22 protein-coding genes are annotated in these 24,801 nt (G+C 68.2%); 12 read left to right on the plus strand and 10 right to left on the minus strand.

Annotated elements, in window-relative coordinates; all coding sequences use genetic code 11:
* Nucleotides 1-21 precede the first annotated feature (21 nt).
* Nucleotides 22-654: a response regulator gene (locus ACFWUP_RS00955; protein WP_379229587.1), complete on the minus strand. Its 633-nt coding sequence runs from the start codon at nt 652-654 to the stop codon at nt 22-24.
* Nucleotides 651-1,799, minus strand: a complete 1,149-nt coding sequence (locus tag ACFWUP_RS00960) for a sensor histidine kinase (RefSeq protein WP_379229588.1) — start codon at nt 1,797-1,799, stop codon at nt 651-653. The genes ACFWUP_RS00955 and ACFWUP_RS00960 overlap by 4 nt, the downstream gene beginning before the upstream one ends.
* A 224-nt stretch (nt 1,800-2,023) precedes the next feature.
* On the opposite strand from ACFWUP_RS00960, the gene ACFWUP_RS00965 reads away from it, so the two are divergent.
* Both ACFWUP_RS00965 and ACFWUP_RS00970 read left to right on the plus strand, forming a co-directional pair.
* On the plus strand, nt 2,024-3,526 hold the full coding sequence (locus tag ACFWUP_RS00965; RefSeq protein ID WP_379229589.1) for a multicopper oxidase family protein: 1,503 nt from the start codon (nt 2,024-2,026) through the stop codon (nt 3,524-3,526).
* A 55-nt stretch (nt 3,527-3,581) separates the two neighbouring features.
* Complete coding sequence (locus ACFWUP_RS00970; protein ID WP_379229590.1) at nt 3,582-4,931, plus strand: TIGR01777 family oxidoreductase; 1,350 nt, start codon at nt 3,582-3,584, stop codon at nt 4,929-4,931.
* Nucleotides 4,932-5,042: 111 nt separating this feature from the next.
* On the opposite strand, the gene ACFWUP_RS00975 is transcribed toward ACFWUP_RS00970, so the two are convergent.
* The gene (locus ACFWUP_RS00975; protein WP_379229591.1) at nt 5,043-5,879 is read right to left on the minus strand and encodes a MerR family transcriptional regulator; all 837 of its coding nucleotides are present in this window, start codon (nt 5,877-5,879) and stop codon (nt 5,043-5,045) included.
* A 170-nt stretch (nt 5,880-6,049) separates the two neighbouring features.
* Between ACFWUP_RS00975 and ACFWUP_RS00980 the strand changes: the two genes are divergently transcribed.
* Complete coding sequence (locus ACFWUP_RS00980; protein WP_379229592.1) at nt 6,050-6,637, plus strand: lipocalin family protein; 588 nt, start codon at nt 6,050-6,052, stop codon at nt 6,635-6,637.
* Nucleotides 6,634-7,944 (plus strand): cryptochrome/photolyase family protein, encoded by a 1,311-nt coding sequence (locus tag ACFWUP_RS00985; RefSeq protein ID WP_379229593.1) that lies wholly within the window; start codon nt 6,634-6,636, stop codon nt 7,942-7,944. Before ACFWUP_RS00980 ends, ACFWUP_RS00985 begins: the two co-directional genes overlap by 4 nt.
* Before the next feature lie 8 nt (nt 7,945-7,952).
* On the opposite strand, the gene ACFWUP_RS00990 is transcribed toward ACFWUP_RS00985, so the two are convergent.
* Nucleotides 7,953-8,423, minus strand: a complete 471-nt coding sequence (locus ACFWUP_RS00990) for an SRPBCC domain-containing protein (RefSeq protein WP_379229594.1) — start codon at nt 8,421-8,423, stop codon at nt 7,953-7,955.
* Entirely contained in the window at nt 8,420-8,743 is a 324-nt protein-coding gene (locus tag ACFWUP_RS00995; RefSeq protein ID WP_379229595.1) for an ArsR/SmtB family transcription factor, read from the minus strand. The genes ACFWUP_RS00990 and ACFWUP_RS00995 overlap by 4 nt, the downstream gene beginning before the upstream one ends.
* Nucleotides 8,744-8,775: 32 nt before the next feature.
* Here ACFWUP_RS00995 and ACFWUP_RS01000 point away from each other — a divergent pair, with 32 nt between their 5' ends.
* Nucleotides 8,776-9,840, plus strand: a complete 1,065-nt coding sequence (locus ACFWUP_RS01000; protein ID WP_379230911.1) for a magnesium and cobalt transport protein CorA — start codon at nt 8,776-8,778, stop codon at nt 9,838-9,840.
* Between the two features lie 7 nt (nt 9,841-9,847).
* Here the strand turns inward: ACFWUP_RS01000 and ACFWUP_RS01005 are convergent, their stop codons facing one another.
* The 4 genes from ACFWUP_RS01005 to ACFWUP_RS01020 all read right to left on the minus strand — a co-directional run bounded on the left by ACFWUP_RS01005 (nt 9,848) and on the right by ACFWUP_RS01020 (nt 15,663).
* Nucleotides 9,848-10,171 carry a hypothetical protein gene (locus ACFWUP_RS01005; protein ID WP_379229596.1) on the minus strand — a complete coding sequence of 108 codons (324 nt, stop codon included), beginning with the start codon at nt 10,169-10,171 and terminating at the stop codon, nt 9,848-9,850.
* Between the two features lie 188 nt (nt 10,172-10,359).
* The gene (meaB, locus tag ACFWUP_RS01010; RefSeq protein ID WP_379229597.1) at nt 10,360-11,457 is read right to left on the minus strand and encodes a methylmalonyl Co-A mutase-associated GTPase MeaB; all 1,098 of its coding nucleotides are present in this window, start codon (nt 11,455-11,457) and stop codon (nt 10,360-10,362) included.
* Nucleotides 11,458-11,527: 70 nt separating this feature from the next.
* On the minus strand, nt 11,528-13,792 hold the full coding sequence (gene scpA, locus ACFWUP_RS01015) for a methylmalonyl-CoA mutase (RefSeq protein WP_379229598.1): 2,265 nt from the start codon (nt 13,790-13,792) through the stop codon (nt 11,528-11,530).
* On the minus strand, nt 13,792-15,663 hold the full coding sequence (locus ACFWUP_RS01020) for a methylmalonyl-CoA mutase family protein (RefSeq protein WP_379229599.1): 1,872 nt from the start codon (nt 15,661-15,663) through the stop codon (nt 13,792-13,794). Before ACFWUP_RS01020 ends, scpA begins: the two co-directional genes overlap by 1 nt.
* 173 nt (nt 15,664-15,836) lie before the next feature.
* Here ACFWUP_RS01020 and ACFWUP_RS01025 point away from each other — a divergent pair, with 173 nt between their 5' ends.
* The 6 genes from ACFWUP_RS01025 to ACFWUP_RS01050 all read left to right on the plus strand — a co-directional run bounded on the left by ACFWUP_RS01025 (nt 15,837) and on the right by ACFWUP_RS01050 (nt 22,730).
* Nucleotides 15,837-16,511 (plus strand): TVP38/TMEM64 family protein, encoded by a 675-nt coding sequence (locus ACFWUP_RS01025; RefSeq protein WP_379229600.1) that lies wholly within the window; start codon nt 15,837-15,839, stop codon nt 16,509-16,511.
* Between the two features lie 352 nt (nt 16,512-16,863).
* The gene (locus tag ACFWUP_RS01030; RefSeq protein ID WP_379229601.1) at nt 16,864-18,282 is read left to right on the plus strand and encodes a condensation domain-containing protein; all 1,419 of its coding nucleotides are present in this window, start codon (nt 16,864-16,866) and stop codon (nt 18,280-18,282) included.
* Between the two features lie 2 nt (nt 18,283-18,284).
* A complete protein-coding gene (locus ACFWUP_RS01035) occupies nt 18,285-19,541 on the plus strand; it encodes a glycosyltransferase (RefSeq protein WP_379229602.1) in 1,257 nt (418 codons plus the stop codon).
* Nucleotides 19,538-20,491 carry an ATP-binding cassette domain-containing protein gene (locus tag ACFWUP_RS01040; protein WP_379229603.1) on the plus strand — a complete coding sequence of 318 codons (954 nt, stop codon included), beginning with the start codon at nt 19,538-19,540 and terminating at the stop codon, nt 20,489-20,491. The genes ACFWUP_RS01035 and ACFWUP_RS01040 overlap by 4 nt, the downstream gene beginning before the upstream one ends.
* Nucleotides 20,488-21,330, plus strand: coding sequence for an ABC transporter permease (locus ACFWUP_RS01045; protein WP_379229604.1), 843 nt, complete (start codon nt 20,488-20,490; stop codon nt 21,328-21,330). The genes ACFWUP_RS01040 and ACFWUP_RS01045 overlap by 4 nt, the downstream gene beginning before the upstream one ends.
* A 14-nt stretch (nt 21,331-21,344) precedes the next feature.
* Nucleotides 21,345-22,730, plus strand: a complete 1,386-nt coding sequence (locus ACFWUP_RS01050; protein WP_379229605.1) for a hypothetical protein — start codon at nt 21,345-21,347, stop codon at nt 22,728-22,730.
* Nucleotide 22,731: 1 nt separating this feature from the next.
* On the opposite strand, the gene ACFWUP_RS01055 is transcribed toward ACFWUP_RS01050, so the two are convergent.
* Nucleotides 22,732-23,130, minus strand: a complete 399-nt coding sequence (locus ACFWUP_RS01055) for a DUF779 domain-containing protein (RefSeq protein WP_379229606.1) — start codon at nt 23,128-23,130, stop codon at nt 22,732-22,734.
* A gap of 578 nt (nt 23,131-23,708) precedes the next feature.
* Here ACFWUP_RS01055 and ACFWUP_RS01060 point away from each other — a divergent pair.
* Nucleotides 23,709-24,758, plus strand: coding sequence for a 3-oxoacyl-ACP synthase III family protein (locus ACFWUP_RS01060; RefSeq protein ID WP_379229607.1), 1,050 nt, complete (start codon nt 23,709-23,711; stop codon nt 24,756-24,758).
* The last annotated feature ends 43 nt before the right edge of the window (nt 24,759-24,801 follow it).

The raw sequence follows: 24,801 nt of genomic DNA on the forward strand, positions 1-24,801 counted from the left end.
TCGGCGTGCTGGTGGTTCGGGTCAGCGGCCGATGACCTCGGCCGCGTACACCGCGAGGCGGACCCGGTTGTCGGTGCCGGTCTTGGCGAGCAGATTGGCGATGTGGGTTTTGACGGTGCTCACGCCAAGGTGGAGGCGGTCGGCGATCTCCTGATTGCCGTATCCCTCGGCGACCAGGCGCAGGACGTCGAGTTCGCGCGGCGTCAGATCGGGCGCGGGAACGGGTGTCGACGGTGCCGCGAGCGCCCGGTCGACCAGGCGACGCAGCAGTGCGGGCGAGAACAGCAGGTCGCCCTCCACGGTGCGCCGGATCGCGTCGAGTAGCACGGTGGGCTCGGTGTCCTTGACGAAATAGCCCGCGGCCCCGGCTGACAGGGCGGGGAACAGGTGTTCGTCATCGTCGAAGGTGGTCAGTACGAGCACTTTCGCGCGCGGTGACATCGCGAGGATCTGCTGGGTCGCGGCGACGCCGTCGAGGCCGGGCATCCGCAGGTCCATGACGACGAGGTCGGGGGTGAGTTCGGCGTAGCGCCGCACCGCTTCGACGCCGTTGGACGCTTCCCCGACGACGGCGAGGTCGGTGGTGTCCTCGATGAGCATGCGCAGGCCCGCGCGCACGAGGCGCTGGTCGTCGACGAGTAGCACCGTGATCACGACAGCTCCTCCGCTCGCGTGCTGTCGGGCAGCCACGCCCGCACCACCCAGGTGCGTTCCTCGGCGCCGACGGTGAGTGTTCCCCCGGCGAGTTCGGCTCGTTCCCGCATGCCGACGACGCCGTGTCCCGACGGCGCTACCGTTTCCCGGCGACCGTTGACGACTTCCAGGGCGATGCCGCCGTCCCTGCGGTGGACCCGGAACCGCACGGGCACTCCACGATCGGCATGTTTCATCACGTTCGTCAGCGATTCCTGCACCAGGCGCAACAGCGTGAGCCTGCTGATGGCGTCGAGCCGGTCGAGCTGGGTTTCCACGGTGGCCTCCACGGTGAACCCGGCCGCGCGCACCCGGGTGAGCGCGGCCGTGATCTCGGTCTCGACCGCGTCGGTCTCGACCAGCGCGACGGTGCCCAGCGCCGGATCGCGCAGTGCGGCGAGCAGTCGGCGGATGTCGGCGAGGGCGTCGGCCGCGGTGCCGCGCACATCGTCGAGGACGGTCACCACGCGCGGATCCGCCTCTCGCACAACATGTCCGGCGACCGAGATCCGCAGGATGATCGAGGCCATGTGGTGGGCCACCACATCGTGGAGTTCCCTGGCCAGCGCGGCGCGCTCATCGAGGCGGGTTCGCGCCTGCGCTTCGACGGCGCGGATTCGCAGGTTCTCCGCCAGGTCACGCTGCCCGCGCAGATACAAGCCGAGCAGCAGCGGCAGCCCCACATACGCCGCGGCCTCGACGAGCGTGGACGCGCGGCCGATCGAGTTGTCGTGTACACCGACCCGCCCGAGCGCCACCGCCGCCGCCCAGCCCACCGTCGCCACCGCCACGGTCTGCCACCGATGCGTGCGCGCCACTACGTCGACCAGTGCCACCGCCCCGAGGTAGGGCACCAGACCCGACACGCCCCAGGCGTCGGTCCGCAGCATCGGCACGGCCAGCGCCGACAGCGCGAGCGAGACTGCTAGGGGCCATCGCGAGCCGGCCAGGAACACCACCCCGGCTGTCATCGCCAGCACCCAGTAGTGCGGTGGCACGCGGTACTGGTCCGGGTACGTGCTGGCCAGCAGCAGGACCGGAATCAGCACCAACGGAAGCCACCGCAGCAACCCTCGCCAGTCGCGGCGCGCACGGATGTCGATCACGTTCCCACGGTAGGTGACCGAGCGGTTCGGACCGCGTCGGCGCGTCCGCGCGGGAGCGGCACAGTCGCGCCGACCCAGCCGCAAGGAAGGACGCCTAGCACGGGATCGGCGCGCCCGCAAGGGTCGCGCGGGTGGAATTCGGGCGCTGGGGTCCGGCTGTTCGGCGGAGTCGACCCGGACCCGGGCCCGCGAGGCTGGAGGTTCCCCCAGACAAGGAGCGCACGTTGGTCTCGCGACGAGGTTTTCTCACCGGGCTCGCCCTCGCACCGGTGGTGTACGCGGCCGGTTGTTCGGCCCGCACCTCGGCACCCGGTTCGGCTGGTTCGGCATCGACACGGCCCCTGCCGATCCCCCCGTTGGCCCCGTCGAGGGTCGGTTCCGACGGTGTCCGCCGGTTCACCCTGCGGGTCCAGACAGGCGTCACCGAGATGGTCCGCGGCTCCGAGACCCCGACCTGGGGTTTCAGCGGTTCGGTCCTCGGCCCCACCGTGCGGGCTCGACGCGGCGAGAAGGTCGCCTTCACCATCACCAACGATCTCCCCGAAGCCACCTCGGTGCACTGGCACGGCATGCACCTGCCCGCGAAGTTCGACGGCGGCCCGCATCAGATGATCGCGCCGGGCGCCGTATGGGAACCGGCGTGGACGATCCAGCAGCAGGCCGCGACGCTCTGGTACCACCCCCACCCACACGGTGCCACCGAAAAGCATGTCAACCGTGGACTTTCGGGCCTGTTCCTGATCGACGACGACGAGGCGAACGCCCTCGACCTGCCGAAAGACTATGGTGTCGACGACATTCCGCTGGTGATCCAGGACCGTCGCTTCCACGCTGACGGCAACCTGAACGAAACCGACACCACCGATATGGGTCTGCTCGGTGACACGATCATCACCAACGGCATCGCCGACGCCCACCTCCCCGTCACCACCGAGCGGGTCCGATTGCGCATCCTCAACGGTTCGTCGGGCCGGCTCTACAACCTGTCCTTCGCCGACGGCAGAGAGTTCCAGCTCATCGCCGGCGACGGCGGATTGCTCACGAAACCCGTTGCCCTGACCGAGATTCAACTCAGCCCCGGCGAACGAGCGGAACTGGTGATCACCGTGCGCGCGGGCGAGAACGTCACGTTACGTTCCCTACCGATCACCGAACGGCGCGGCGTCGACAATGTCGCCGAATACGGTTTCGACGACACCTTCGACATCCTGACACTGCGTGCCACCGATTCGCTGCGCGCCTCGGCAGCCGTCCCCGCTTCCCTGATCCCGATGCGCGCGCTCGCTGCCGCGAACACCCCACCGACCCGGTCGTTCGAGCTGCAGTGGTTCATGATCAACAACCGCCGCATGGACATGAACCGCATCGACATGACCATCCCCGTCGACACCACCGAGGTCTGGACCGTCCGCAACAAAGACAACTGGCCGCACAACTTCCACGTCCACGACGTCCAGTTCCAGATTCTGGCCATCGACGGAAACCCGCCTCCCCCAGCACTTTCCGGCTGGAAGGACACCGTCTACACCACCCCCGACGTCACCTACACCCTGGCCATGCACTTCGCCGACCACACCGACCCCACCTATCCGTACATGTTCCACTGCCACCTGCTCCACCACGAGGACAAGGGCATGATGGGCCAATTCCTCGTCCTGGGCCCTGGCCAGCAGCCAGCTCCCATGCAGATGGACATGACCGCGCAGCCGGGCATGAGCCACCACTGATCCACTTCGATGCAGTAGCGATGCACAGATCGTGGTTTGTGACTACAGTCGAGTCATGGGCATCGAGTGTTCTGACATCGTCGCCACACCCAGGGCCGAGGTCTTCGCCTGGTTCGCTCGCCGCGGCGCGTTCACGCGCCTGGCCCCACCGTGGCAGCCGGTCACCCTGCTCGCCGAGGCCGATTCGCTGGCCACCGGACGGGCGGTGCTCGGTCTGCCCGGCGGATTGCGCTGGGTCGCCGCGCACGACCCCGAGCAGTATCGTCCGCCGGAGCGGTTCGCCGATGCCGTCGCGACGGACGGACCGGCCTCGTGGCCGGTCTCGCGTCTGCCGTGGCGGCACATCCACGAGTTCGCCGAGGTCGACGACGTGCACACCCGGGTCATCGATCGGGTGCGGACACCGATTCCGGAGTCGGCGTTGCGGCCGATGTTCGACTATCGCTACCGCCAGCTGACCAACGATCTGGCCGCCCACCGGCGCGCGGCGGAGTCCGGTTGGCAGTCGGCGACGATCGCGATGACCGGCGCGTCGGGGCTGGTCGGTTCCGCGCTGAGCGCCTTCCTCAGTACCGGTGGGCACCGTGTGGTGCGTTTGGTCCGCCATTCCCCACGTCATCCCGACGAACGACAGTGGGACCCCGCCGCGCCCGCCGCCGACCTGCTCGCCGACATCGACGCCGTGGTGCATCTGGCCGGGGCATCCATCGCGGGCCGATTCACCACCACACACCGGCGTGCGATCGCCGACAGCCGGATCGAGCCGACCCGCAGGCTCGCCGAGCTCGCCGTCACCGCTGGAGTCGACACCTTCGTCAGCGCTTCCGCGATCGGCTACTACGGATACGACCGCGGCGACCAGAAGCTGACCGAGAATTCCGAGCGCGGTGACGGGTTCCTGGCCGAGGTGGTCGAGCAGTGGGAAGACGCGTGCGAGCCCGCCGCGGTGGGCGGCGTCCGCGTCGTGCGGGTGCGCACCGGCATCGTGCAGTCTCCGAGCGGCGGCACCCTGCGGTTGCTGCGACCGTTGTTCAGCGCCGGACTCGGTGGACGGATCGGCGACGGCCGACAGTGGTTGTCGTGGATCGGCATCGACGATCTCGTCGACATCTACCACCGCGCGCTCTGGGACGACACTCTGCGCGGACCGGTCAATGCTGTTGCGCCACAGCCGGTTCGTAACAGCGAGTACACCCGTGTACTGGCGCGAGTGCTGCATCGCCCGGCACTGCTGCCGGTCCCGAGCTTCGGCCCCGCGGTACTACTGGGCAAGCAGGGTGCGCGCGAACTCGCCGAGGCCAGTCAGCGCGTGACGCCGACCCAGCTGGTGAAGGCTGGGCACACCTTCCGGACGGAGGATCTGGAGCAGACACTGCGCCACCTGCTCGGGCGAACCGGGAACTGACACCGGGCAGTTCGGCCAGGACGGGGGTGTTCGAGCACGCACCCTGCCAGGTCTCACACAGCCGGCAGCGAACCGGCATCCAGCCGCAAACATGCTGTGCCATAGAAGCATTCAGCGCAGTGCGTCGACTGCGGCCGACAGGCTACCGATCCGCTCGACCGCGTCGGGCAGCAGCACGGCGTCCCAGCCCGGCCCCGCGACGAGCACCCGAGCACCGGCGCCAGCGCAGGCCAGCACCGCCGAGGTCAACGCGGTCGACTCGCGGTGCGACCACAGCAGCACCGCGGCGTCGGCCGCATGCCGGGCGAGCGCATCCGACAGCGCAGCGGTCGGCACGTCGGCGCCCAGCATGCGCGCTCCCACCCCGGCCTGCGCCAAGGCGGCGCGCAGCACATCGAGTGGTAGCGAATGCGTTTCGCCGCTCGTACACGCGAGCAACACGGGTGCACTGCTGCGCGCCGGTTTCACCTGTTGCATGACCGACGCGATCGACCACGACAGCAGGTGCTCGACGTCGATGCATCCCTCACCGCCACCCTGCCGCGCGACGATATCGGCGAAGGCGGGGCGGCACAGGGTCTCCCAGGTCTGCGCGACGCCGTGAGCCCGCACATGCGCATCCAGCTGGGCACAGACGGTGGCGGTATCGAGCGCGAATGCCGCGTCGAGCAGGCCCACGCGGTCACCGAGAACCGGCACGGGCCCACGCGCCGCCGCGGCGGCCCCGGCCGGACTCGCGCCGCCGCCGATCAGCTCGAGCATGTGTTCGAGCACAGCGATATCGGTGTCTGAGTAGAGCCGGTGGCGGCCGGGCCGGTCCTGGGCGGGGCCGATGCCGTAGCGGCGGTTCCAGCTGCGCAGGGTCGCGGTCGGGATGCCGAGACGGTCGGCCACCGCGCGCACCGTGAATCCGGCCGCGGGGGATTCGGGAGCGGAACCGGCGGGCATCGTCTCATTCTGCCCGGAATGCCATGACGGGGGCGTCACAACCCGGCCCGCGCGCGTCGACGGGACGCGCCCTCCGTCGACGCCGACGCCCCACCGAACCAATTAATGCATCAATAGTGCATCGTTTACTGGTAGCGTGAGGGAAACACCACCTATCGCGAGGAGTTCCTGTGCGCACCCGTCCCGGCCCGTGGACCACCGCCCTGCTGATCACCGTCAGCTTCGCCGTCACGGGCACCGCGGCCGCCGAACCACCCGCACCGGTGCCCGGTCTAGAACTCGACCGCTACCTCGGCGAATGGCATCAGCTCGCGGCGGTGCCGCAGCCGTTCAACCTCAATTGCGCGCGTGACACCACCGCGACCTACACCCTCGACCCGCACGGCGATGTCGGCGTCCACAACCGCTGCCACACCTGGACCGGCGGTGTCGACGAGATCCGCGGCACCGCGACCGTGAACGATCCCGCCACGAACGCCCAACTGCACGTGAGCTTTCCGGGCGTTCCCGGCCAGGACGGGCGTGAGGGACCGACCAACTACATCGTGACCGCGCTCGGCCCGGACTATTCGTGGGCGCTGGTCACCTCGCCGAGCAGGCTCTCCGGTTTCGTCCTCGCCCGCACCCCGGCACTCGACGATGCCACCTGGCAGCAAGTCGACGAGGCGATCAGGATCGCCGGTCAGGACCCCTGCGTCTATCTCACCTCACCCACGACCGGCGGACGCGAGGGTGTGGCGCCCCTGTGCGCACGATGACCGTCGCCGTCGCTCTGTTCACTCGCGACTTGCGCGTGCGCGACAATCCAGCGCTCACCGCGGCCGCCCGCGAGGCCGACCAGGTGGTACCGCTGTTCGTCGTCGACGAGGCGCTGGTGCCCGATCGCTGCCCGCCCAATCGCGCGCATTTCCTCGCCGCCGCGCTGGCCGAGCTCGACAAGGAATTGCGTGCGCTGGGCGGTGCGCTCGTCGTGCGACGCGGCGCGGTGATCGACGAAGTCGCGCGAGTGGTGCGGGAGACCGGTGCCGCGAGCGTGCACCTGGCCGAGGATGTCAGCCGCTACAGCAGCGAGCGCGAGAAGGCGCTACGTCAGCTCCCCGATATCCGGGTGCAGTGCCATTCCGGTTCCGTCACAGCCACTTCCGCCGAGCTCGTCCCGTCGACAGGCCGCGATCATTTCGCCGTTTTCACCCCGTACTTCCGGCGCTGGAGCGCGGACCGTCACCGCACCCCGCTCCCGGCGCCGCGATCACTGGTGGTGCCGCAGATCCGGAGCGAGATGCTGCCGACCGCACAGGATCTGAGCTCGGGCGAGCCGTCGCCACAATTGCGTGTCGGCGGGGAGACCACCGGACGTGCGCTGCTGCACGACTGGCTCGACGGCCCGATCGCCGACTACGCCCGCGACAACGACCAGCTCGCCGCCGACGCCACCTCCCGGCTCTCGCCCTACCTCCACTTCGGCTGCGTGTCGCCCACCGAGGTGGTGAGCCTAGTCGATCCGTCGACCGACGGTGGCCTCGCCTTCGTCCGGCAGCTGGCCTGGCGCGACTTCCACCACCAGGTGCTCGCCGCCCGTCCCGATGCCGCGTGGTCGGACTACCGCACCCGCGTGAGTCCCGGCCCCGACGACGAAAAGGCCGTCGCCGCTTGGCAAGCCGGACGTACCGGCTACCCGATCGTCGACGCGGGGATGCGGCAACTCCGTACCGAAGGCTGGATGCCGGGGCGCGCGCGGTTGATCGCGGCCAGCTTCCTCACCAAGTCACTCCAGCAGGACTGGAGAGTCGGCGCGGCACATTTCCTACGCTGGCTCGTCGACGCCGATCTCGCGAACAACCAGCTCAACTGGCAGTGGGTCGCGGGCACCGGCACCGATACCCGGCCCAACCGGGTACTCAATCCCCTGCGCCAGGCCGCCCGTTACGACCCCGACGGCACCTACGTCCGACGGTGGCTACCCGAACTGGCGCACCTGCCCGGAGCGCGTATTCACCGTCCGTGGAGCCAGCACGTCGATCCGGCGGACTATCCCCCGCCGATCATCGACTGCGTCGGCCGCTAGCGACCTGCTCAGGCCTGGGCGAGGTAGTTCACCAGGGCTTCGACGAGGTCGCGTGTGCCCTCCTCGCGCTGGGCACCGGTGTCGAAACCGTCGAGGTGGGCACCGAATTCGACGAGTGTGAGCTTGGTGCCGGTGGGGATCGGTTCGAATTCCCAGGTGGCCACCGAGGTGGAGATGTGGGCGCCGTTGATCCACATGTCGTAGGTGTAGACGAGGCGTTCGTTGTCGACGATGTCGGTGTAGGTGGCGACGAACCGGGAGGTCATCTTCTTCTCGAAGGTGCCTTCGTTGATCTCGCGGCCGCCGACCTCGAAGTCGACCGAGACTTCGCCCTGCTCCCAGCCTTCCTCGCCGCCGAACCACTGTGCCTTGACGGCGGGGTCGGCGAAGGCCTGGAAGACGACGGCGGGCGCGACGGGCACCTCGCGCTCGATGGTGAACTGGGCGTGGTTGATGGAGCGGGTCACGGTGTCGGTCATTGTTGTTCTCCCTCTGGGTTTTTGGTTGATTCCACGAGTAGTGCCGTGAGCCGGTCCACTTGCCGTTGCGCGGATGGACGTTGACGGTGCAGCCAGTCGATCGCCGTCCCGAAGGCATCGGGCACCAGTTGGTAGGTGCGCACGCGGCCGATCTTCGCCGAACTGACGAGGCGACCTGCTTCCAGCGCTTTCAGGTGTTGAACGATCGTCGGCAGCGCGGCGATCTGCGCAACCCCTGGTTCGGTTGCGTGGGTATTCGCCGCTGTGGGATGCTGCGCCGAGATCGAAGAGAGCGGGGTGGACGATGGTGGACGAGTCACGCACCACCCCTCGCCGTAGCATCGGGGCGGTGATGGCGGGTTCGCCGCTTCTGTCGCGTAGCAGGCGCCGGGTCGAGGTCGTGCCGAAGCCGTCGGTTCCGGCCGCGCGTGCCATCATCGACTGCGCGGCCTATGTCGACGGCAAGCGGCTGCCCGGCCGGTTCACCCCGGAGTCCGCGTTGGCCGAGATCCGCAGTCGCGGTGCGGGTTTCGTGTGGATCGGGCTGTTCGAACCGGATCTGCATCAGATGGGCGAGATCGCCGGGAACTTCGGACTGCACGAGCTCGCGGTCGAGGACGCGGTGACCGGCAGGCAACGGCCGAAGTTCGAACGCTATGACGACACCATGGTGACCGTGATGCGGACCGTCGCCTACGTCGAGCACGATATGCACACGGTCAGCGAGATCGTGCAGACCGGCGAGATCATGGTCCTCCTCGGCGCCGATTTCGTCGTCGCCGTCCGCCACGGCGAACACAACGAACTCACCGCGGTCCGGCACCGGCTCGAAGCCGAACCGGATCGTCTCGCGCTCGGCCCCGGCGTGGTGCTGCACGCGATCGCCGACCACGTCGTCGACTCCTATATCGACGTCACGCAGGCGGTCGAGTTCGATGTCGAGTCGATGGAGGAGGAGCTTTTCAGCCCGCGCAGCAAGATCCCCATCGAGGCGATCTACCAGCTCAAACGCGAGATCGTCGAGCTGCGTCGTGCCGTGCGCCCGCTCGCGGGCCCGCTGCAGACCCTCACCGCGCCGCGTACTCCCCTGCCCAAGGAAGTGCGCCGCTACCTGCGCGATGTCGCCGATCACCACAGCGGTGTCGCCGAACGCATCAACGACCTCGACGAAACCCTCACCACGCTGGTCGGCGCGGCCGTGGCCAAGATCGCCGTGCAGCAGAACACCGACATGCGCAAGATCTCGGCGTCCATCGCCATCCTCGCGGTGCCCACCATGATCGCCGGCATCTACGGCATGAACTTCGATCACATGCCCGAACTCCACCAGACCTGGGGTTATCCCGCCACGATGTTCGTCATGGTCGCCATCTGCGCCGCCCTGATCGTCGTCTTCCGCCGTATCCGCTGGTTGTGACACCGCCTCAGGCCAGGCGTCCCCATCGGGTCGCGACGAACCCGCAGAGCGCGATGGCGGTGCTCATCCGCTTCCAGAGTCGCACCATCGCGAGCTCGAGGATGATGCCGATGCGGTCCGCGCAGGTGGTGGCTTCCGCGAGCGCCATCCGGTCGTTGACCAGGGCCGGGTCACTGAGGATCTCGTCCAGCCGCAGTCCTGATATCGCCTGATCGGACGTCAGGCCGAATTCCGGTAGCCAGGTGAGCCGCCAGCGACCGTCGCCCCCGAGGATCGCCCGTTCGGGCGTCTTGTCGCTGCTCAAGGTCCGATTCGTGCGGAAGATCGTCATCACTACCTCCTCGGCCGTCAACTCTCGGCGTCCACCTCCGAGGATCCTCGGAAATCGGCTCAGACAACAGCTGGCAAAGTGGTGAGAATCGGAATATCATCCGAAAATTTCGATGTGAGAGCTAATAATTCCGAGCGACCACTATCGAAACGACGTAGCCAGGCCGACATCAGCTACCGACTGGCACCTCAACTCCGGTCGAAGGCCGTGAGGATCTGTTCGGCGGCGAGCGCGGGCGTGAGCGCGCCGACCCGGACGGCCGATTCCACCTGCGCGCGAACCTCTTTCACGTTCGGATTGTCGGCCAGGCGGCGCAGGATCTGGTCGTGCACCATGGTCCAGGTCCAGTCGACCTGTTGGCGGCGGCGCTTCTCGGCGAATTCGCCTGCGTCGGTGAGGACTCGGCGGTGCTCGAGAACGGTGTCCCAGAACTTGTCGAGGCCGACGCCTTCCAGACCGCTCATGGTGAGCACCGGCGGCTTCCACAGCGCATCGTGCGGATGGATCAGGCGCAGGGCGCCCGCCAGTTCGCGGGCAGCGCCTTTGGCTTCGATCTCGTGTTTGCCGTCGGCCTTGTTCACGGCGACGAGTTCGGCGAGTTCCAGCACGCCTTTCTTGATGCCCTGCAACTGATCTCCGGTGCGGGCCAAGGTGAGGAAGCAGAACACGTCGACCATATTGGCGACGGTCACCTCGGATTGGCCGACGCCGACGGTCTCCACGAGGATCACGTCGTATCCGGCGGATTCCAGGAGCACGATCGTCTCGCGGGTCGCCTTGGCCACGCCGCCGAGGGTGCCCGCGGTCGGCGACGGGCGGATGAACGCGTCCGCTTCCAGCGACAGCCGCGCCATGCGGGTCTTGTCACCGAGGATCGAGCCGCCCGTGCGGGTCGACGACGGGTCGACCGCGAGAACCGCGACCCGATGCCCCTTGTCCAGGAGATACATACCGAGGGCGTCGATGAAGGTCGACTTGCCGACGCCGGGAACACCGGTGATGCCGACCCGGTTCGAGACGACACTGCCCGGTTCCGCCGCGACCTTCAGCAGCAGCTGCTGCGCCAGTTCCCGGTGATCGGAGCGGGTGGATTCGACCAGCGTGATCGCCCGAGCCAGCGCCGACCGCTCACCGGCCCGAACCTGCGCGGCGAGCGCGTCGACATCGATCGTGCGGCGGACGCCCACAGCGGTGCGTCCTTCGTTGCGCGGCGAGCCGACGCCCGCGGTGGTCCCGAGCCGAGGGTGCGCGTCGGCACCCCCGGCTACCTGTGCGGCGTCGCTCATACTGTTCCGATGCGGCATGCTCGGACGCCCTCCGTGGTTACGCAGGCTGCCGCCTCCGGGCGCTGACCGCTCATGCCTGTGTGCCGCCGCCGATCTCGTGCCCGAGTGATGCGCCGAGCTTCTTCAGCAGATCGATCGCCGCGTCGGCGATGACGGTGCCGGGCGGGAAGATCGCGGCGGCACCGGCTTCGTAGAGCTCGTCGAAGTCACCGGGCGGGATCACACCGCCGACGATGACCATGATGTCGGGACGGCCCACGTCGGCCAGTGCCTGTCGCAGCGCGGGCACCAGCGTGAGGTGACCGGCGGCCAGCGAGGACACCCCGACGATGTGCACGTCGTTGTCGGCCGCCTGGCGCGCCACCTCTTCGGGCGTCTGGAACAGCGGGCCCACATCGACGTCCATGCCCAGATCGGCGAACGCGGTCGCGATCACCTTCTGGCCGCGATCGTGCCCGTCCTGGCCCATCTTGGCGACCAGAATGCGCGGACGGCGCCCCTCGGCCTCGCCGAACTCCTCGACCAGCGCGATGGCCGCGCCGATGTTGGATGCCTTGCCTGCTTCGTCACGGTACACACCGGACAGGGTACGGATTTCGGCCTGATGACGGCCGTACACCTTCTCCAGCGCGTCGGAGATCTCACCGACGGTGGCCTTGGCGCGCGCGGCGTCGATGGCCAGCGCGAGGAGGTTGTTCTCCATGCCGCCTTCGGAAGACGCTGCCGCACGGGTCAATTCGGCAAGCGCCTTTTCGACCGCGACCGAATCCCGGTCAGCGCGAAGCCGTTCCAGTTTTTCGATCTGCTCGGCCCGCACCCGCGAGTTCTCGACCTTGAGCACCTCGACCGCGTGGTCCTCTTCGACCTGGTACTTGTTGACGCCGATCACCGGCTGCTGCCCGGTGTCGATGCGCGCCTGCGTCCGCGCGGCGGCCTCTTCGATGCGCAGCTTCGGAATACCTTCCGAAATCGCCTGCGCCATACCGCCGTGCGCCTCGACCTCGGCGATGTGGGCGCGGGCCCGCTCGGCGAGCTGGTGGGTGAGCCACTCGACGTAGTACGAGCCGCCCCACGGGTCGATCGGGCGGGTGGTGTTGGACTCCTGCTGGATGAGCAACTGGGTGTTGCGGGCGATGCGGGCGGAGAAGTCCGTCGGCAGCGCGAGAGCCTCGTCGAGGGCGTTGGTGTGCAGCGACTGGGTGTGGCCCTGCGTCGCGGCCATCGCCTCGATACAGGTGCGCGCCACATTGTTGTAGGCGTCCTGCGCAGTGAGCGACCAGCCCGAGGTCTGCGAATGTGTGCGCAGCGACAGCGATTTCGCGCTCTTGGGTTCGAACTTCGACACCAGCTCGCTCCACAGCAGACGCCCCGCGCGCAGCTTGGCGACCTCCATGAAGAAGTTCATGCCGATGGCCCAGAAGAACGACAGGCGCGGTGCGAACTTGTCGACATCCATGCCCGCCGCGATGCCGGCGCGGATGTACTCCACACCGTCGGCCAGGGTGTAGGCCAGCTCCAGATCGGCTGTCGCACCGGCCTCTTGGATGTGGTAACCCGAGATGGAGATCGAGTTGAACTTCGGCATCTTGGCGCTGGTGAAGGCGAAGATGTCGGAGATGATCCGCATCGAGGGCTTGGGCGGGTAGATGTAGGTGTTGCGGACCATGAACTCTTTCAGAATGTCGTTCTGAATGGTTCCGGCCAGCTGCTCGGGCGTCACGCCCTGCTCTTCGGCGGCGACGACGTAGAGCGCCAGGATCGGCAGCACCGCACCGTTCATGGTCATCGACACCGACACCTGATCCAGGGGGATCTGGTCGAAGAGCTGGCGCATGTCCAGGATCGAGTCGATCGCGACACCGGCCATGCCCACGTCACCTTGGACGCGGGGGTGGTCGGAGTCGTAGCCCCGGTGAGTGGCTAGGTCGAAGGCGACCGACAGGCCCTTCTGGCCCGCCTGCAGGTTGCGGCGGTAGAAGGCGTTGGAGTCGGCGGCGGTGGAGAAGCCCGCGTACTGGCGAATCGTCCACGGCTGGTTCACGTACATCGTCGGGTACGGACCACGCAGGAACGGCGCCACACCGGGGACCGTGTCCAGGGGATAGCCTTGCGCGACAACAGCATCCCGATCAGCCTTGGTGAACACTGGCGGCACGTCGATGCCCTCCGGGGTCGACCAGACCAGCTGCTCGGCGGTGGTGTGATTCGCCGTCGCGGCGTCGGCAACGAACGCACGCACCTGCTCGGCGTCGACCTCGGCCGACGTGGGCGCGTGGTCGGTGAGCGGCACCTCGGCGAAACTGCCGATGATGTGCTCGATATCGGATGTGGTCATCAGGCTCCCACCTTCTCCAGCAGCTGCGACAGGACCGCGACCGCGTCGATGCGCAGGGCAAGGTACCCGTCGGGACGCTGCGTCCCGCTGAATTGCTCGACCGACTTCTCGGCTCCGGCCAGCAGCACGGTCTCGATTCCGGCGGCGCGCAGGGCGCCGGTGGCGGCACCCGCCTGTTCGGCGTAGCGCTTGTCCGCACCACACAGGACCGCGATACGCGCACCCGATTCTGTTGCGGCGGCGGCAATTCCGTCGACGGTGAGCGGGCCGGGGTTGACCGACTCGATGCCGCCGGAAGCCAGCACGTTCGCGGTGAAGATGGTGCGCGCGTTGTGTTCGGCGACCGGGCCGAGCGGCACGATCAGTGCCTTCGGGCGGGCGCCGTTGGCAGCCAGGTAGGCATCGGATCGGTTACGCAGCTCCTCGAAAGCGGCACCGTAGCGTGCGACCGTGCCCGGCTCACGCGCCTGCTCCGACAGTGGCTTCTCGGCGAGGTTCGGGAATTCGTTGACGCCGGTGACCGCGGTGCGGCGATGGGCCACGTCGGCGGCGCGCGTGGCGGCGGTCTCGGCGATGCGGGTCGCGAGCAGACCGGCGTCGAGCGCGGCGAGGTAGCCGCCCGCCGACTCGAGCTCCTGCATGAATTCCCATGCCTTGGCGGCGAGTTCGTCGGTCAGCTTGTCGACGTACCAGGAACCGGCGGCCGGGTCCTGCACGTGTCCGAGGTGGGATTCCTCGAGCAGCAGCAGTTGGGTGTTGCGCGCCAGGCGCTGGGAGAACGTCGTGGAGACGCCGAGTTCGCCTGCGGGCAGGGCCGCGTCGAAGGGCAGCACGGTCACCGAATCGGCGCCGCCGACACCGGCGCCGAACGCGGCGAGGGTGGTGCGCAGCAGGTTCACCCACGGATCACGCTGGGTCATCATGGCGGCCGAGGTGACCGCGTGCTGCGGCGCCGCACCGAAGGCGGGTGCGCCGGAAACCTGGGCGACTCGCGCCCACAGTCGACGGGCCGCCCGGAACTTCACGATGGTGGCGAACTGGTCGTCGGTGGCCGCGAAACGGAACTCGAGCTGACCGAACGCGTCGGCGATATCGACCCCGGCACCGGTCAGCAGACGCAGGTAGGCCAGACCGGCTGCGACGGCGGCGCCGACTTCCTGCGCGTCGGCGGCACCGGCGTTGTGGAAGGCGATGCCGTCCACCGTGATGGCGCGGACCGCCTCGGGCCGGGCGATCGCGCGCACGGCCAGTGCGACGGTCTCGGCCTGGTCGAGGTCTTCGGCACCGGTGAAAGCACTGGTCAGCGGGGCGGCACCGAGGCCGACTCGGATCTGCGCGCGATCGGCGATCGAGTATCCGTCGAACACGTCGAACACCCGCTCGGCGGCGGCACCGGTCTGCGCACCGGCCACCAGCGTCAGCGGGGCCAGCTCGAACAGCACGCCACGCAGTGCGAGGGGGATGTCGTCGACGGCGACGCCGTAGGCACCCACCCCGAGCGAGATCGCGCTGACACCGTTCTCCAGACCGGTCAGGATCGCCCGGTTGGTGGCCTCGGCGTCGTCTTCCCCGGCGAACGCGCCGACGAACCAGCCGCGCTGCGGGTCACGCGCGGCGTCACCACCGCGGACATAGGGGAAGGCGCCGGGCAGTGGCTGCTCGGGCAGCTCGTCGCGGCGGGTGTAGAGCGGGGCGATCCTCAGCCCGTCATAGGTGGTCTCGTCGAGCAGATGTTCCGGTTCGGCGGGGAGCTCGGAAGCCTCGACCCGTCGCGCTTTCGCCAGCACTCCCGCCACGCCCTTGCGCCATGCGGCGTACTCGGGCACCGGATCCGGTGCGAGCCCCGCCCCGGACTCTGAACCAATCGGCATAGCTGCTGTTCTCTCTTCCATTCGACGACCGCACCCCGGTGTACTGCCGATCCATGACATCCCACAACGGGGATCACGGTGAACCAGGATGTGTCCGGTTCGCTCATGATGCTATCTGTGACAGGGTGTCCGCTCACTGGGGCCATCCCCTACCGGCCGGTACGCTTACCCGGGTGTCCCGCCTGATCCGCTCCCCGCGCCTGCTCATCACCCTGGCCGGGCTCGCCGCGCTGTTCGTGCTGGCGATGCTGGTGCCGCTGCCGGGCCCGCAGCAGATCCGCGAGTGGGCCGGTGGGGCCGGGCCGCTGTTGCCGCTGTTCTTCTTCCTCTTCTATGCGGTGGTCGCCGTCTTTCCGGTGCCCCGCACCGTGCTGACCGTGACCAGCGGCGTGCTGTTCGGTCCGATCCTCGGCTCGGTCATCGCCATGGCAGCGACCGCCGTGAGCGCGACCGCCGCCCTGCTCGGCGTGCGCGCACTGGGCCGCGCCCGGGTCGCCGAACACCTCACGCATCCGGCGGTGCGGGCGGTCGACGACCGGCTCGCCCGCCGCGGCTGGCTCGCGGTGGCCGCCCTGCGATTGATCCCCCTGGCACCCTTCTCGATCGTCAACTACTGCTGCGGACTGTCGTCGGTGCGGGTGGGCCCGTACCTGGCCGCGACGGTCGCCGGTTCGGCACCCGGCACGATCTCGACGGTGGTGCTCGCCGGTTCCCTCGCGGGCGACAGCCACCCGATCGCGATCACCGTCTCGGCCGTCTGTCTGTCGATCGGCCTGATCGGCCTGGTCGTCGACCTGCGCTTGCCGGTCGACACCGCGGTTCCCGAGCCCGAGCCCGCCACCCCCTGACCACCGGCGCGCCTGGTCACCGCCGACCGAATTGCCCGGTCTGTCCGGTGTCGTCCGGCACGGTACGGTGCTGACCGAGTTCAGTGCCCTGATCTGAACAAAAACCCCCTTACTCCAGGGGCACGTGCTCTAGGTTGTGATTCGTGACAATTCTGAAAGTGAGCTTCTTCACACCCCTTAATTGTGACTAAGCAATATTTCAGAAAACTCTCAGAGTTATAGACTCGCAAATAGCCCAGGGTTCGCCAGCTACATCCGGTGCGGGGATCCAGAGCAACACCCGGTGTCGCGCCCGCGATCTCCGAATCCTTCGCGCCGTTTCTCGGCTTGCATTCCTCATGAGGTGCTCGGCATGGAATACACCCATCTCTCCGAATTCCGGATTCGCTGCGGCGACCTGACGATCTGGACCCCCGAACTCGTCTCGTCCGACTCCTGGCGCGACGACGATCGCCCACTGGCCAGCGTCCACGAGCAGTACCTGGGCTTCCTCGATCCCGATGACGCCCGCCCCGGTCGCGGCCGCTGGATCGGCACCATCTTCGAAATGGACGCCCCGCTCGAGCCCGAGGCCTGGGCCACGACGCTGCGGCTGTGGCACGACCGCCACGAGGGTTTCCGCACCACCGCCGTCCCCACCAGCGACGGCGGTTACCACCGCGTGAGCACCACCCCCGGCACTGTTCGCGTCACCGGCGCCCCGGTCACCGATCTCTTCGACGGTGACGAGATCAACGAATACCTCTGCGATGCAATGGAATTGCGCCTGTCGGGCCTGGTCTGGCCGCATCTACTGGTGTCCACGGTCGCCCACGACACCGACGACTTCACCGTCCTGGTCGGCGCCGATCACTCGGTGCTCGACGCCTACTCCCAGGCCGTGCTCATTCTCGAGCTGCGCACCCTTTACACCGCGGTCACCACCGGCGGCGAGATCCGCGACTCGGCCACCTTCGGCAGCCCGGCCGACTACGCCGTCATCGAGCGCGCGGCCGCCGAGGAGCTCGCCCCCGACTCCCCCGCTGTCGCCGTGTGGCGCGAATTCCTCGGCGCCCCGGGCTCTCCCATGCCCCGCTTCGCCGCGGATCAGGTCACCGTCCTCGACGGTGAACACGCCCAGCCCAGCGTCTCGCGCACCCTGCTCACCATCGAACAGCTCGAGGAAGTCGAGGCGGCGCTTGATCGGATGAAGCACCGCCTGTCGGTGACCGTGTTCGCCGCGCTGGCGATAGCCTCGCGGGAAACCTTCGGCGACAACCGATTCCGCACGGTTATGCCGATCGCGACCCGACCCGACCTCACCTGGCTCGAGTCGATGGGCTGGTTCGTCAATGTGGTGCCGGTCGACATCACCCTGCCCGCGGGCGCGGACATGACCGTCGCGCTGGACGCGACCCGCGCCTCGCTCAAGCGCGCCCACCTGTGCAACGACGCCTCCTGGGGACGTTCGCTGGCGATGGTCGGCGCGGTGGAGGGCCCCACCTACGGTGCGTCGTTCCTCGACATCCGCATGCTCCCCGACTACGAACTGGTCGCCGACCTGCGCGGACGCACCCTGCGTGCGGTGTCGTACTCCACCGAGGAGGTCTACTTCTGGGTCGTGCGCGGCCCCGACGGCCTCTATGTCTCCACCCGTCACCCCGCGGGTCTGCCCGGCGAGGTCATGGAGCGCTTCCTCACCGAATTCGCCAGGGCCATGTACTCGGTGACCATGGCCGAGGTCGCGACCGCGCCGGTCATCGATGCCGCGGCAGCACTGAGCGCGGGCTGAACATGCGTGCGCTGCTGGCCTTCACCGGGAGCAGGGGCGATGCCCAGCCCGGCATCCTCCTTGCCCGCGAGCTGCTGGCTCGCGGGCACTCGGTGACGCTCGCGCTGTCGCCCAATCTCGTCGGCTTCGCCACCGCGCACGGCATCGCCGCCGTCGGCTTCGGCCGCGACAGCGCCGAACTGCTGCGCACCCAGCACGAGGACCACCGTTTCCGCAGCGCGAATCCGCGGCAGCGGGTGCGTGCGGTGCTGGATCTGCAGCGGCGCGGGGTTGTCGAGGCGGTGCGCGATCTTCTTGCGCTGGCTCCTGGTCACGACGTGATCGTGACCGGGATGGCGGGCGAGGAGGCGGCGGACAAGGCGGCGCGGCGAGTCGGTTTACCCCTGGCAGCAGTGCACTTCTTTCCGATCCACCCGAACCGGTCGGTGCCGGTCGTTCCCACCGCGTGGGGCGACCGGCTGCCCGGGGCTCTCAACCGGCGGATCTGGTCGGGTCTGCGGTGGGCGCGCGATGCCGCGCTGGAACAACCGCTGTCCGAGTTCGGCATCGTCGAACACGCTCTGCCCGCGCGGGTTTCGATCCAGGCCTATGACGTCGACCTGTTTCCCGGGTTGGCCACAGAGCTGCCGGATCGGCACCCGGTGACCGGGTTCGCCGTCGATGCCGACGGATTCCTCAGTGCCGCAGACGATCCCGCACTCGCCGCGTGGCTCGATGCCGGTTCGGCACCGATCTATGTCGGCTTCGGCTCGATGGCGGTCGATGATCCGGCCGCCCTGGTGGCGACCTTGCGCACGGTCTGCGCGCGTCGCGGGCGCCGACTCCTGCTGGCCGCCGGCTGGGCGGGCATCGAACCCGTGCTGACGCCCGGGATGGCGATCGTCGATCAGGTCGATCACGCGGCGGTCTTCCCGCGTTGCCTGGCCGCCGTGCACCACGGTGGCGCCGGCACCACCGCGGCCGCACTGAGAGCCGGTGTACCGCAGGTGATCTGCGCGATCCAAGCCGACCAGCCGTACTGGGGCCGGGCGCTGGCGAGGCTCGGTCTGGCGGGCACCATGCGCGCCGCCGATCTCACCGAGGCCGAACTCACCACCCTGCTCGACCGGGTGGCCGACCCGGCGGTGCTGTCACGGACAGCCGCCTATGCGAGAACGTTCGCCGACAACGGGGTGGCGCGTGCGGTCGACGAGGTGGAATCCCTTGTCCCCGTGCCCTTCCCGACGCAAGTTCCCATCCATGCCGGGAGGCCACTGTGAGTACCGAGATCGCCGTCCGCACCAGCGGACTCGGCAAGTCCTACGGTGATTTCACCGCCGTCGGCAGCGTCGACCTCAGCATCGAGGCCGGGTCGGTGCTCGCGATGCTCGGCCCCAACGGCGCGGGCAAGACCACCACCGTCCGGATGCTGGCGACGCTGCTGCGACCCGATCGGGGCAGCGCCGAGGTGTTCGGCTACGACGTGGTGCGCGACGCGACCGCGGTGCGCTCGATGATCGGCCTCACCGGCCAATACGCCTCCGTCGACGAAACCCTCACCGCCGGGGAGAATTTGCGGCTGTTCGGTCGGCTGCTCGGCCTCTCGCGCCGCGAAGCCGCAGCCCGTGCCGACGAGCTTCTCGAGGAGTTCGAGCTCTCGGCCGTCGCGCGCCGCAGTGTCAGCGCGTTCTCCGGTGGCATGCGGCGTCGCCTCGACCTGGCCGCGACGCTGATCACGGTGCCTCCGCTGATCTTCCTCGACGAGCCGACCACGGGCCTGGATCCGCATACCCGCGACCGCATGTGGGGCATCGTGCGCGGCCTGGTCGCGCGCGGCGCCACCGTGCTGCTCACCACCCAGTACCTCGAGGAGGCCGACGCGCTCGCCGACCGGATCGCGGTCATCGACCGAGGCACCCTGGTCGCCGACGGGACACCCGCCGAACTCAAGTCCTCCATCGGCGAACAGGTGCTGCGCCTCGACATTCCCGACACCGCCGACCTGCGCAGGGCCGAGGCGTTGATCCAGGACATCACCGGCGAAGTGCCGGAGGGTTCGCCGACGGGGACGTTGACGGTCGCGTTGCACGACGTCACGCGCGGTGCCGATATCGTCGCCGCCTGTCGCGACGAGGGCATCACCCTGCGCGGATTCGCGGTGGACCGGCCCGATCTCAACGAGGTGTTCCTGTCGCTGACCGGACACGCACGCGCCGTGGACGCGGCATGACCACCCTCCGCGAAAGGCCGACAGTGACTCTCACCGCCGAGAAGCCGACCCAGGTGGTGCGCAAGCCACGCGTGACCCGCGTGAGTCCCCTTGCCGCGCTGCAGCATTCGTTGATGATGGCGTGGCGTGGGCTGCTCACCTTCCGGCACAGCCCGCAGTTGCTCTACGACGCGATTCTGTTGCCGATCGTCGGCCCGGTGCTTTTCGGCAGCATCTTCGGCACCGCCATCGCGGGCAGCATGACGGCGTACCTGCCGATCATGATCCCGGGCGTGCTGGTGCAGATCGTGCTCACCTCCTCGGTCGCGACGGGCGTGCAACTGTCCGAGGACATCCACTCGGGGGTGTTCGACCGCTTCGTCGCCATGCCGATTGCCCGCTCCGCCCCGGTTGCCGGAGCATTGCTGGCCGGGGCCGTGCGCTATCTGATCGCCGCGACCACCGTGGTGATCGTCGGTTTCTGCATGGGCTACCGGCCCGAGCACACCGCCGGATTCCTGGCCGGTGCGGTGCTGGTCGTGTTCGCGACCACCGCGATCAGCTGGCTGTTCGCGTTCATCGGCGCCACCATCGCCCGCCCCGCCGCCGTGCAGGGCATGTCGATGCTGGTGCTCACCTTCCTCGGCTTCGCCTCCAATGCCCTGGTGCCCGAGGAGTCCATGCCCACCTGGATGCGGCACGTTTCGGACCTGAATCCGGTGTCGTATCTGGTCTCGGCGGTGCGCACCCTCGCCGCCGAGGGCACCGTCGGCGCCGATGCCTGCTGGTCGCTGGTCGCCTCGGTGGTCGTGGTGGCCGTTTTCGCGCCGTTGACCGTGCGCACTCTTCGTAACCGCTGATCAGGAGTCTGTCGATGACCATCACCTCCCCCGCCGCCGCGGTGGCCACCGGACCGACCGGCCTCAACCGGATCACCGCCGACGACGACCTGTTCTTCAAACTGCACAGCCTGTACCCGAATGCCCTGGTCAACCAGCTGGCCTACCGCTTCGACGCCGTGCTCGGCCGCGACCTGCTCGCCGAGTGGCACGCGCATCTGGCAACCGGGTTCATCGCCCGCCGAGTCCGCACCACCCGTTTCCCGATCGCCCGCGCGCACTGGGAGCCGGCCACCGTGTCGCTGCCGCTGCGCTGGTCGGACACCCCGATTCCCGACCACGAGGTACTCGACTGGTTTCTCGAGCAGGCCGCCGTGGAATTCGATCCGAAACGCGGACTGGTGTGGCAGCTCGCGGGGGCGCCGACCGAATCCGGTGGCACGGTGGTCACGCTGGTCGCCTCGCACGTCGCGTGTGACGGCGGCGGCATGATGCACGCGATCGTCGATTCCCTGGACCGGCTCAACCGTGGCGAGTCACCCGATCGTTCGGCGAGCGCGGGCCGACTCGTCGGGCCCGTGGCGGGCGCCAGGCGTTTCGTTGCCGACCTGGCCGATGCGCGCGGTCAGTTGCGGGCGGTGGCACGCGGAGTGCGCGCGGCTCGCCGGGCACGCGGGGTCAGCGAACCGGCGCGCAACCCTCGTCCGGCCGAGCCACGCTTGCCGCATGCCGAGACCTGGCAGGCCGCCGAGTCCATCGTTCAGCTCGATCTCGCCGAATGGGACGCCGTCGCGGCCGCGCACGGCGGCACCACCAACGGCCTGCTGATCGGCGTCGCCGTCGGCCTGCTCGGTCGCACCGGCCGCATCGCCGACGGCGCCGAGGTCCGCGTCGACATTCCGCATTCGATGCGCGAGGCCGACGACCCGCGCGCCAACGCCACGACGGGGCTGCCGATCAGTGTCGGCTACCGCGCGGGCGAACGCGCCGATCTGCCCGCGGTCCGCGCCGCGCTCAAAGCGGCAGGCCTTGCCTACCGCAATCCCGAGACCATCCCGCCGATTCAGCACCTGCAGCCGGTGCAGATGCTGTTGCCGAAGGTGGTGCTGCACAAGTTCGCGCGCACCGCCAAGGCGCCGGAGTGCTTGTGCACCAATATGGGTCGCACGGCGCAGAACATCGCGGTCCTCGGTACGCACCGCGCACGCGACGTCATCATGCGCCCGGTGGTCAATCCCGGCCCGGTCGAGTTGTTCCGCCAGGTGGAGGTCGGCGTCAACCTCGCCTTCTCCTGCGACGACGACACCGTGACCCTCGTGGTCACCGGCGGCGACCCCGACCGTTTCCCCACCCGCGCCGCGCTGCGTGAGCTCTTGGCCGCCGAGTTCGCCGACTGGGGGCTGACTCCGCGGTTCTGGTGAGCTAGGACGCTTCCTCGACGTATTCGCCCGCCTCATCGGCCTTTTCGATGTGCAGGGCGAACCGGAATCCGCACGCGGCCTCCAGTGAGGCACTGTCGCGCGGCGGGCGGTTGCGCACCTCGATCCTGACGTCGAGCTCGTCGAAGCCGACGTGGAACCGTTCCGCCATCCACAGCTGGGTGTGCCACGCGGTCTGCCCGGCGAGGATGTCGCCTGGGCCGGGCCGGAAGTCCCTGAGCGGCAGGCAGACCGGGGTGTAGCCATCGGCGTCGGGCGCGAGGTACAGGACTACGGGGCCGTGCATCTCGAGCAGCAGCCGCAGCACATCGAGTGCGTCGTCGCTCGCCTCGACGGCACGGTGTCGATGATCGGCCTTACGGCCGTGGGGTTGTCGAACCATGGGTGTACTCCTCGCAATGTTCTCGACGGTGAACGTGCTCGGGGGACACTATGGTTGCGCAAGGTTGGTCCAGGGTTGGTGCCGGGCCAACCTTGCGAAGCTCATGCCGGTCGAGCCGATGCTCTCTTTTCCGTGAGCGGGCGCCTACCGTGATTTTTCGAGTGCGCGAAAGTCATCGGTGAAGGCTGTCTCGATGCCCTCCTGCGACAAATTCAGGAAGGGCGATTCTGCTCCGAAAACAAGACGGCTACCACCCGGATATATTCGACCGACTCGGCGATCGTGAGGTCACTCACTGTGTGAGCACCGATTTGCAACACGACACCACTGTCGCGAGGCCGATCCAGCCGATAGCCCGGCTATTGCCACCCTCTGGCGACAACCCCTTGTCCAGGCAATCTGTGACACCGACCGTGATTGCCGATATTCCCGCAACACGGTGTCGCACATACGAAATCGCGCCGAATAGTGCGCCGAATCACTACCTCTCATGCATCGCGGTGACCGGTAAGGTTCAATTCCACCGGCGACCGCGAGTCGTCCGGAACACCATTCTTCGACCGCATCCGGGAGCTCACGTGTCGCATTCGCGTTTCGAATCCATCGGGGCATATCTTCCGTCGAACATCCTGACCACCGCCGAATTGATCTCCCGGCTGAAAACGCCGCCGACTTTCGATCTGGAACGCATCACCGGCGTGAAAGAACGCCGTGTCCGCGACACCGGCCCCGAGTCGATCGAGGACTCGTTCACCCTCGCCGTGCACGCCGCGCGGGACTGTCTGAGCCGTTCACGCTACGCGCCGGGCGAACTGGACGTGATCATCTCCTGTTCGATCACCCGCAGCAACGACGGCACCCGCATCTACATGGAGCCGTCGTTCGCGTCGACGATCGCCAAGATCCTCGGCGCCGAGCAGGCCATCACCTTCGACGTCTCCAATGCCTGCGCCGGAATGCTCACCGGCACTTACATTCTCGACCGGATGATCCGCTCGGGGATGGTGCGCAACGGCATGGTGGTCAGCGGTGAGGCGATCACCCCCATCGCCGAGACCGCGGTGAACGAGATCTCCGAGAAATACGATCTGCAGTTCGCCTCGCTGTCGGTCGGTGACTCCGGGTGCGCGATCGTGCTCGACCAGGCAGTCGACGACGCCGACAAGATCCACTACATCGAATTGTTCACCGCCGCAGAGCATTCGCACCTGTGCCTCGGCATGCCGAGCGACAAGTCGCCGGGTGTCGCGCTCTACACCGACAACCGCAAGATGCACAACGAAGCCCGGTTCCTGCTGTGGCCCGACGCCCAGGGCGACTTCCTCGAAAAGCAGGGCCGCGACTTCGCGGGCGAGCAGTTCGACTACGTCATCCATCACCAGTTCGGTGCCGCCGCCGTGCCGTACATGAACGCAGTCGCCGCCCGCGAGTTCGGTGCGGAGATGCCCCCTGACCTCAATGTGATCGAGAAGTACGGAAACACTTCGACCACTTCGCATTTCCTCGTGCTGCACGACCAGCTCGCCGACGACAACATCGCGGCAGGATCGAAGCTGCTCCTGGTCCCGGCCGCCTCGGGCGTCGTCGCCGGCTTCCTGTCCACCACCATCTCCTCCCTGAAGGTCTGAGGTTCGCCCATGGGCACAGTTGTCCGATCCGCCAACGTCTCCG

The organism is Nocardia sp. NPDC058658 (assembly GCF_042716665.1).
Lineage (GTDB): Bacteria > Actinomycetota > Actinomycetes > Mycobacteriales > Mycobacteriaceae > Nocardia.

Coding starts and splice junctions, on each gene's coding strand:
- ACFWUP_RS00970 (WP_379229590.1), top strand. CDS start 3,582: ATGGGCATCGAGTGTTCTGACATCGTCGCCACACCCAGGGCCGAGGTC.
- ACFWUP_RS00975 (WP_379229591.1), bottom strand. CDS start 5,879: ATGCCCGCCGGTTCCGCTCCCGAATCCCCCGCGGCCGGATTCACGGTG.
- ACFWUP_RS00985 (WP_379229593.1), top strand. CDS start 6,634: ATGACCGTCGCCGTCGCTCTGTTCACTCGCGACTTGCGCGTGCGCGAC.
- ACFWUP_RS00990 (WP_379229594.1), bottom strand. CDS start 8,423: ATGACCGACACCGTGACCCGCTCCATCAACCACGCCCAGTTCACCATC.
- ACFWUP_RS01000 (WP_379230911.1), top strand. CDS start 8,776: ATGGCGGGTTCGCCGCTTCTGTCGCGTAGCAGGCGCCGGGTCGAGGTC.
- ACFWUP_RS01005 (WP_379229596.1), bottom strand. CDS start 10,171: ATGACGATCTTCCGCACGAATCGGACCTTGAGCAGCGACAAGACGCCC.
- meaB (WP_379229597.1), bottom strand. CDS start 11,457: ATGAGCGACGCCGCACAGGTAGCCGGGGGTGCCGACGCGCACCCTCGG.
- scpA (WP_379229598.1), bottom strand. CDS start 13,792: ATGACCACATCCGATATCGAGCACATCATCGGCAGTTTCGCCGAGGTG.
- ACFWUP_RS01020 (WP_379229599.1), bottom strand. CDS start 15,663: ATGCCGATTGGTTCAGAGTCCGGGGCGGGGCTCGCACCGGATCCGGTG.
- ACFWUP_RS01030 (WP_379229601.1), top strand. CDS start 16,864: ATGGAATACACCCATCTCTCCGAATTCCGGATTCGCTGCGGCGACCTG.
- ACFWUP_RS01035 (WP_379229602.1), top strand. CDS start 18,285: ATGCGTGCGCTGCTGGCCTTCACCGGGAGCAGGGGCGATGCCCAGCCC.
- ACFWUP_RS01045 (WP_379229604.1), top strand. CDS start 20,488: ATGACCACCCTCCGCGAAAGGCCGACAGTGACTCTCACCGCCGAGAAG.
- ACFWUP_RS01050 (WP_379229605.1), top strand. CDS start 21,345: ATGACCATCACCTCCCCCGCCGCCGCGGTGGCCACCGGACCGACCGGC.
- ACFWUP_RS01055 (WP_379229606.1), bottom strand. CDS start 23,130: ATGGTTCGACAACCCCACGGCCGTAAGGCCGATCATCGACACCGTGCC.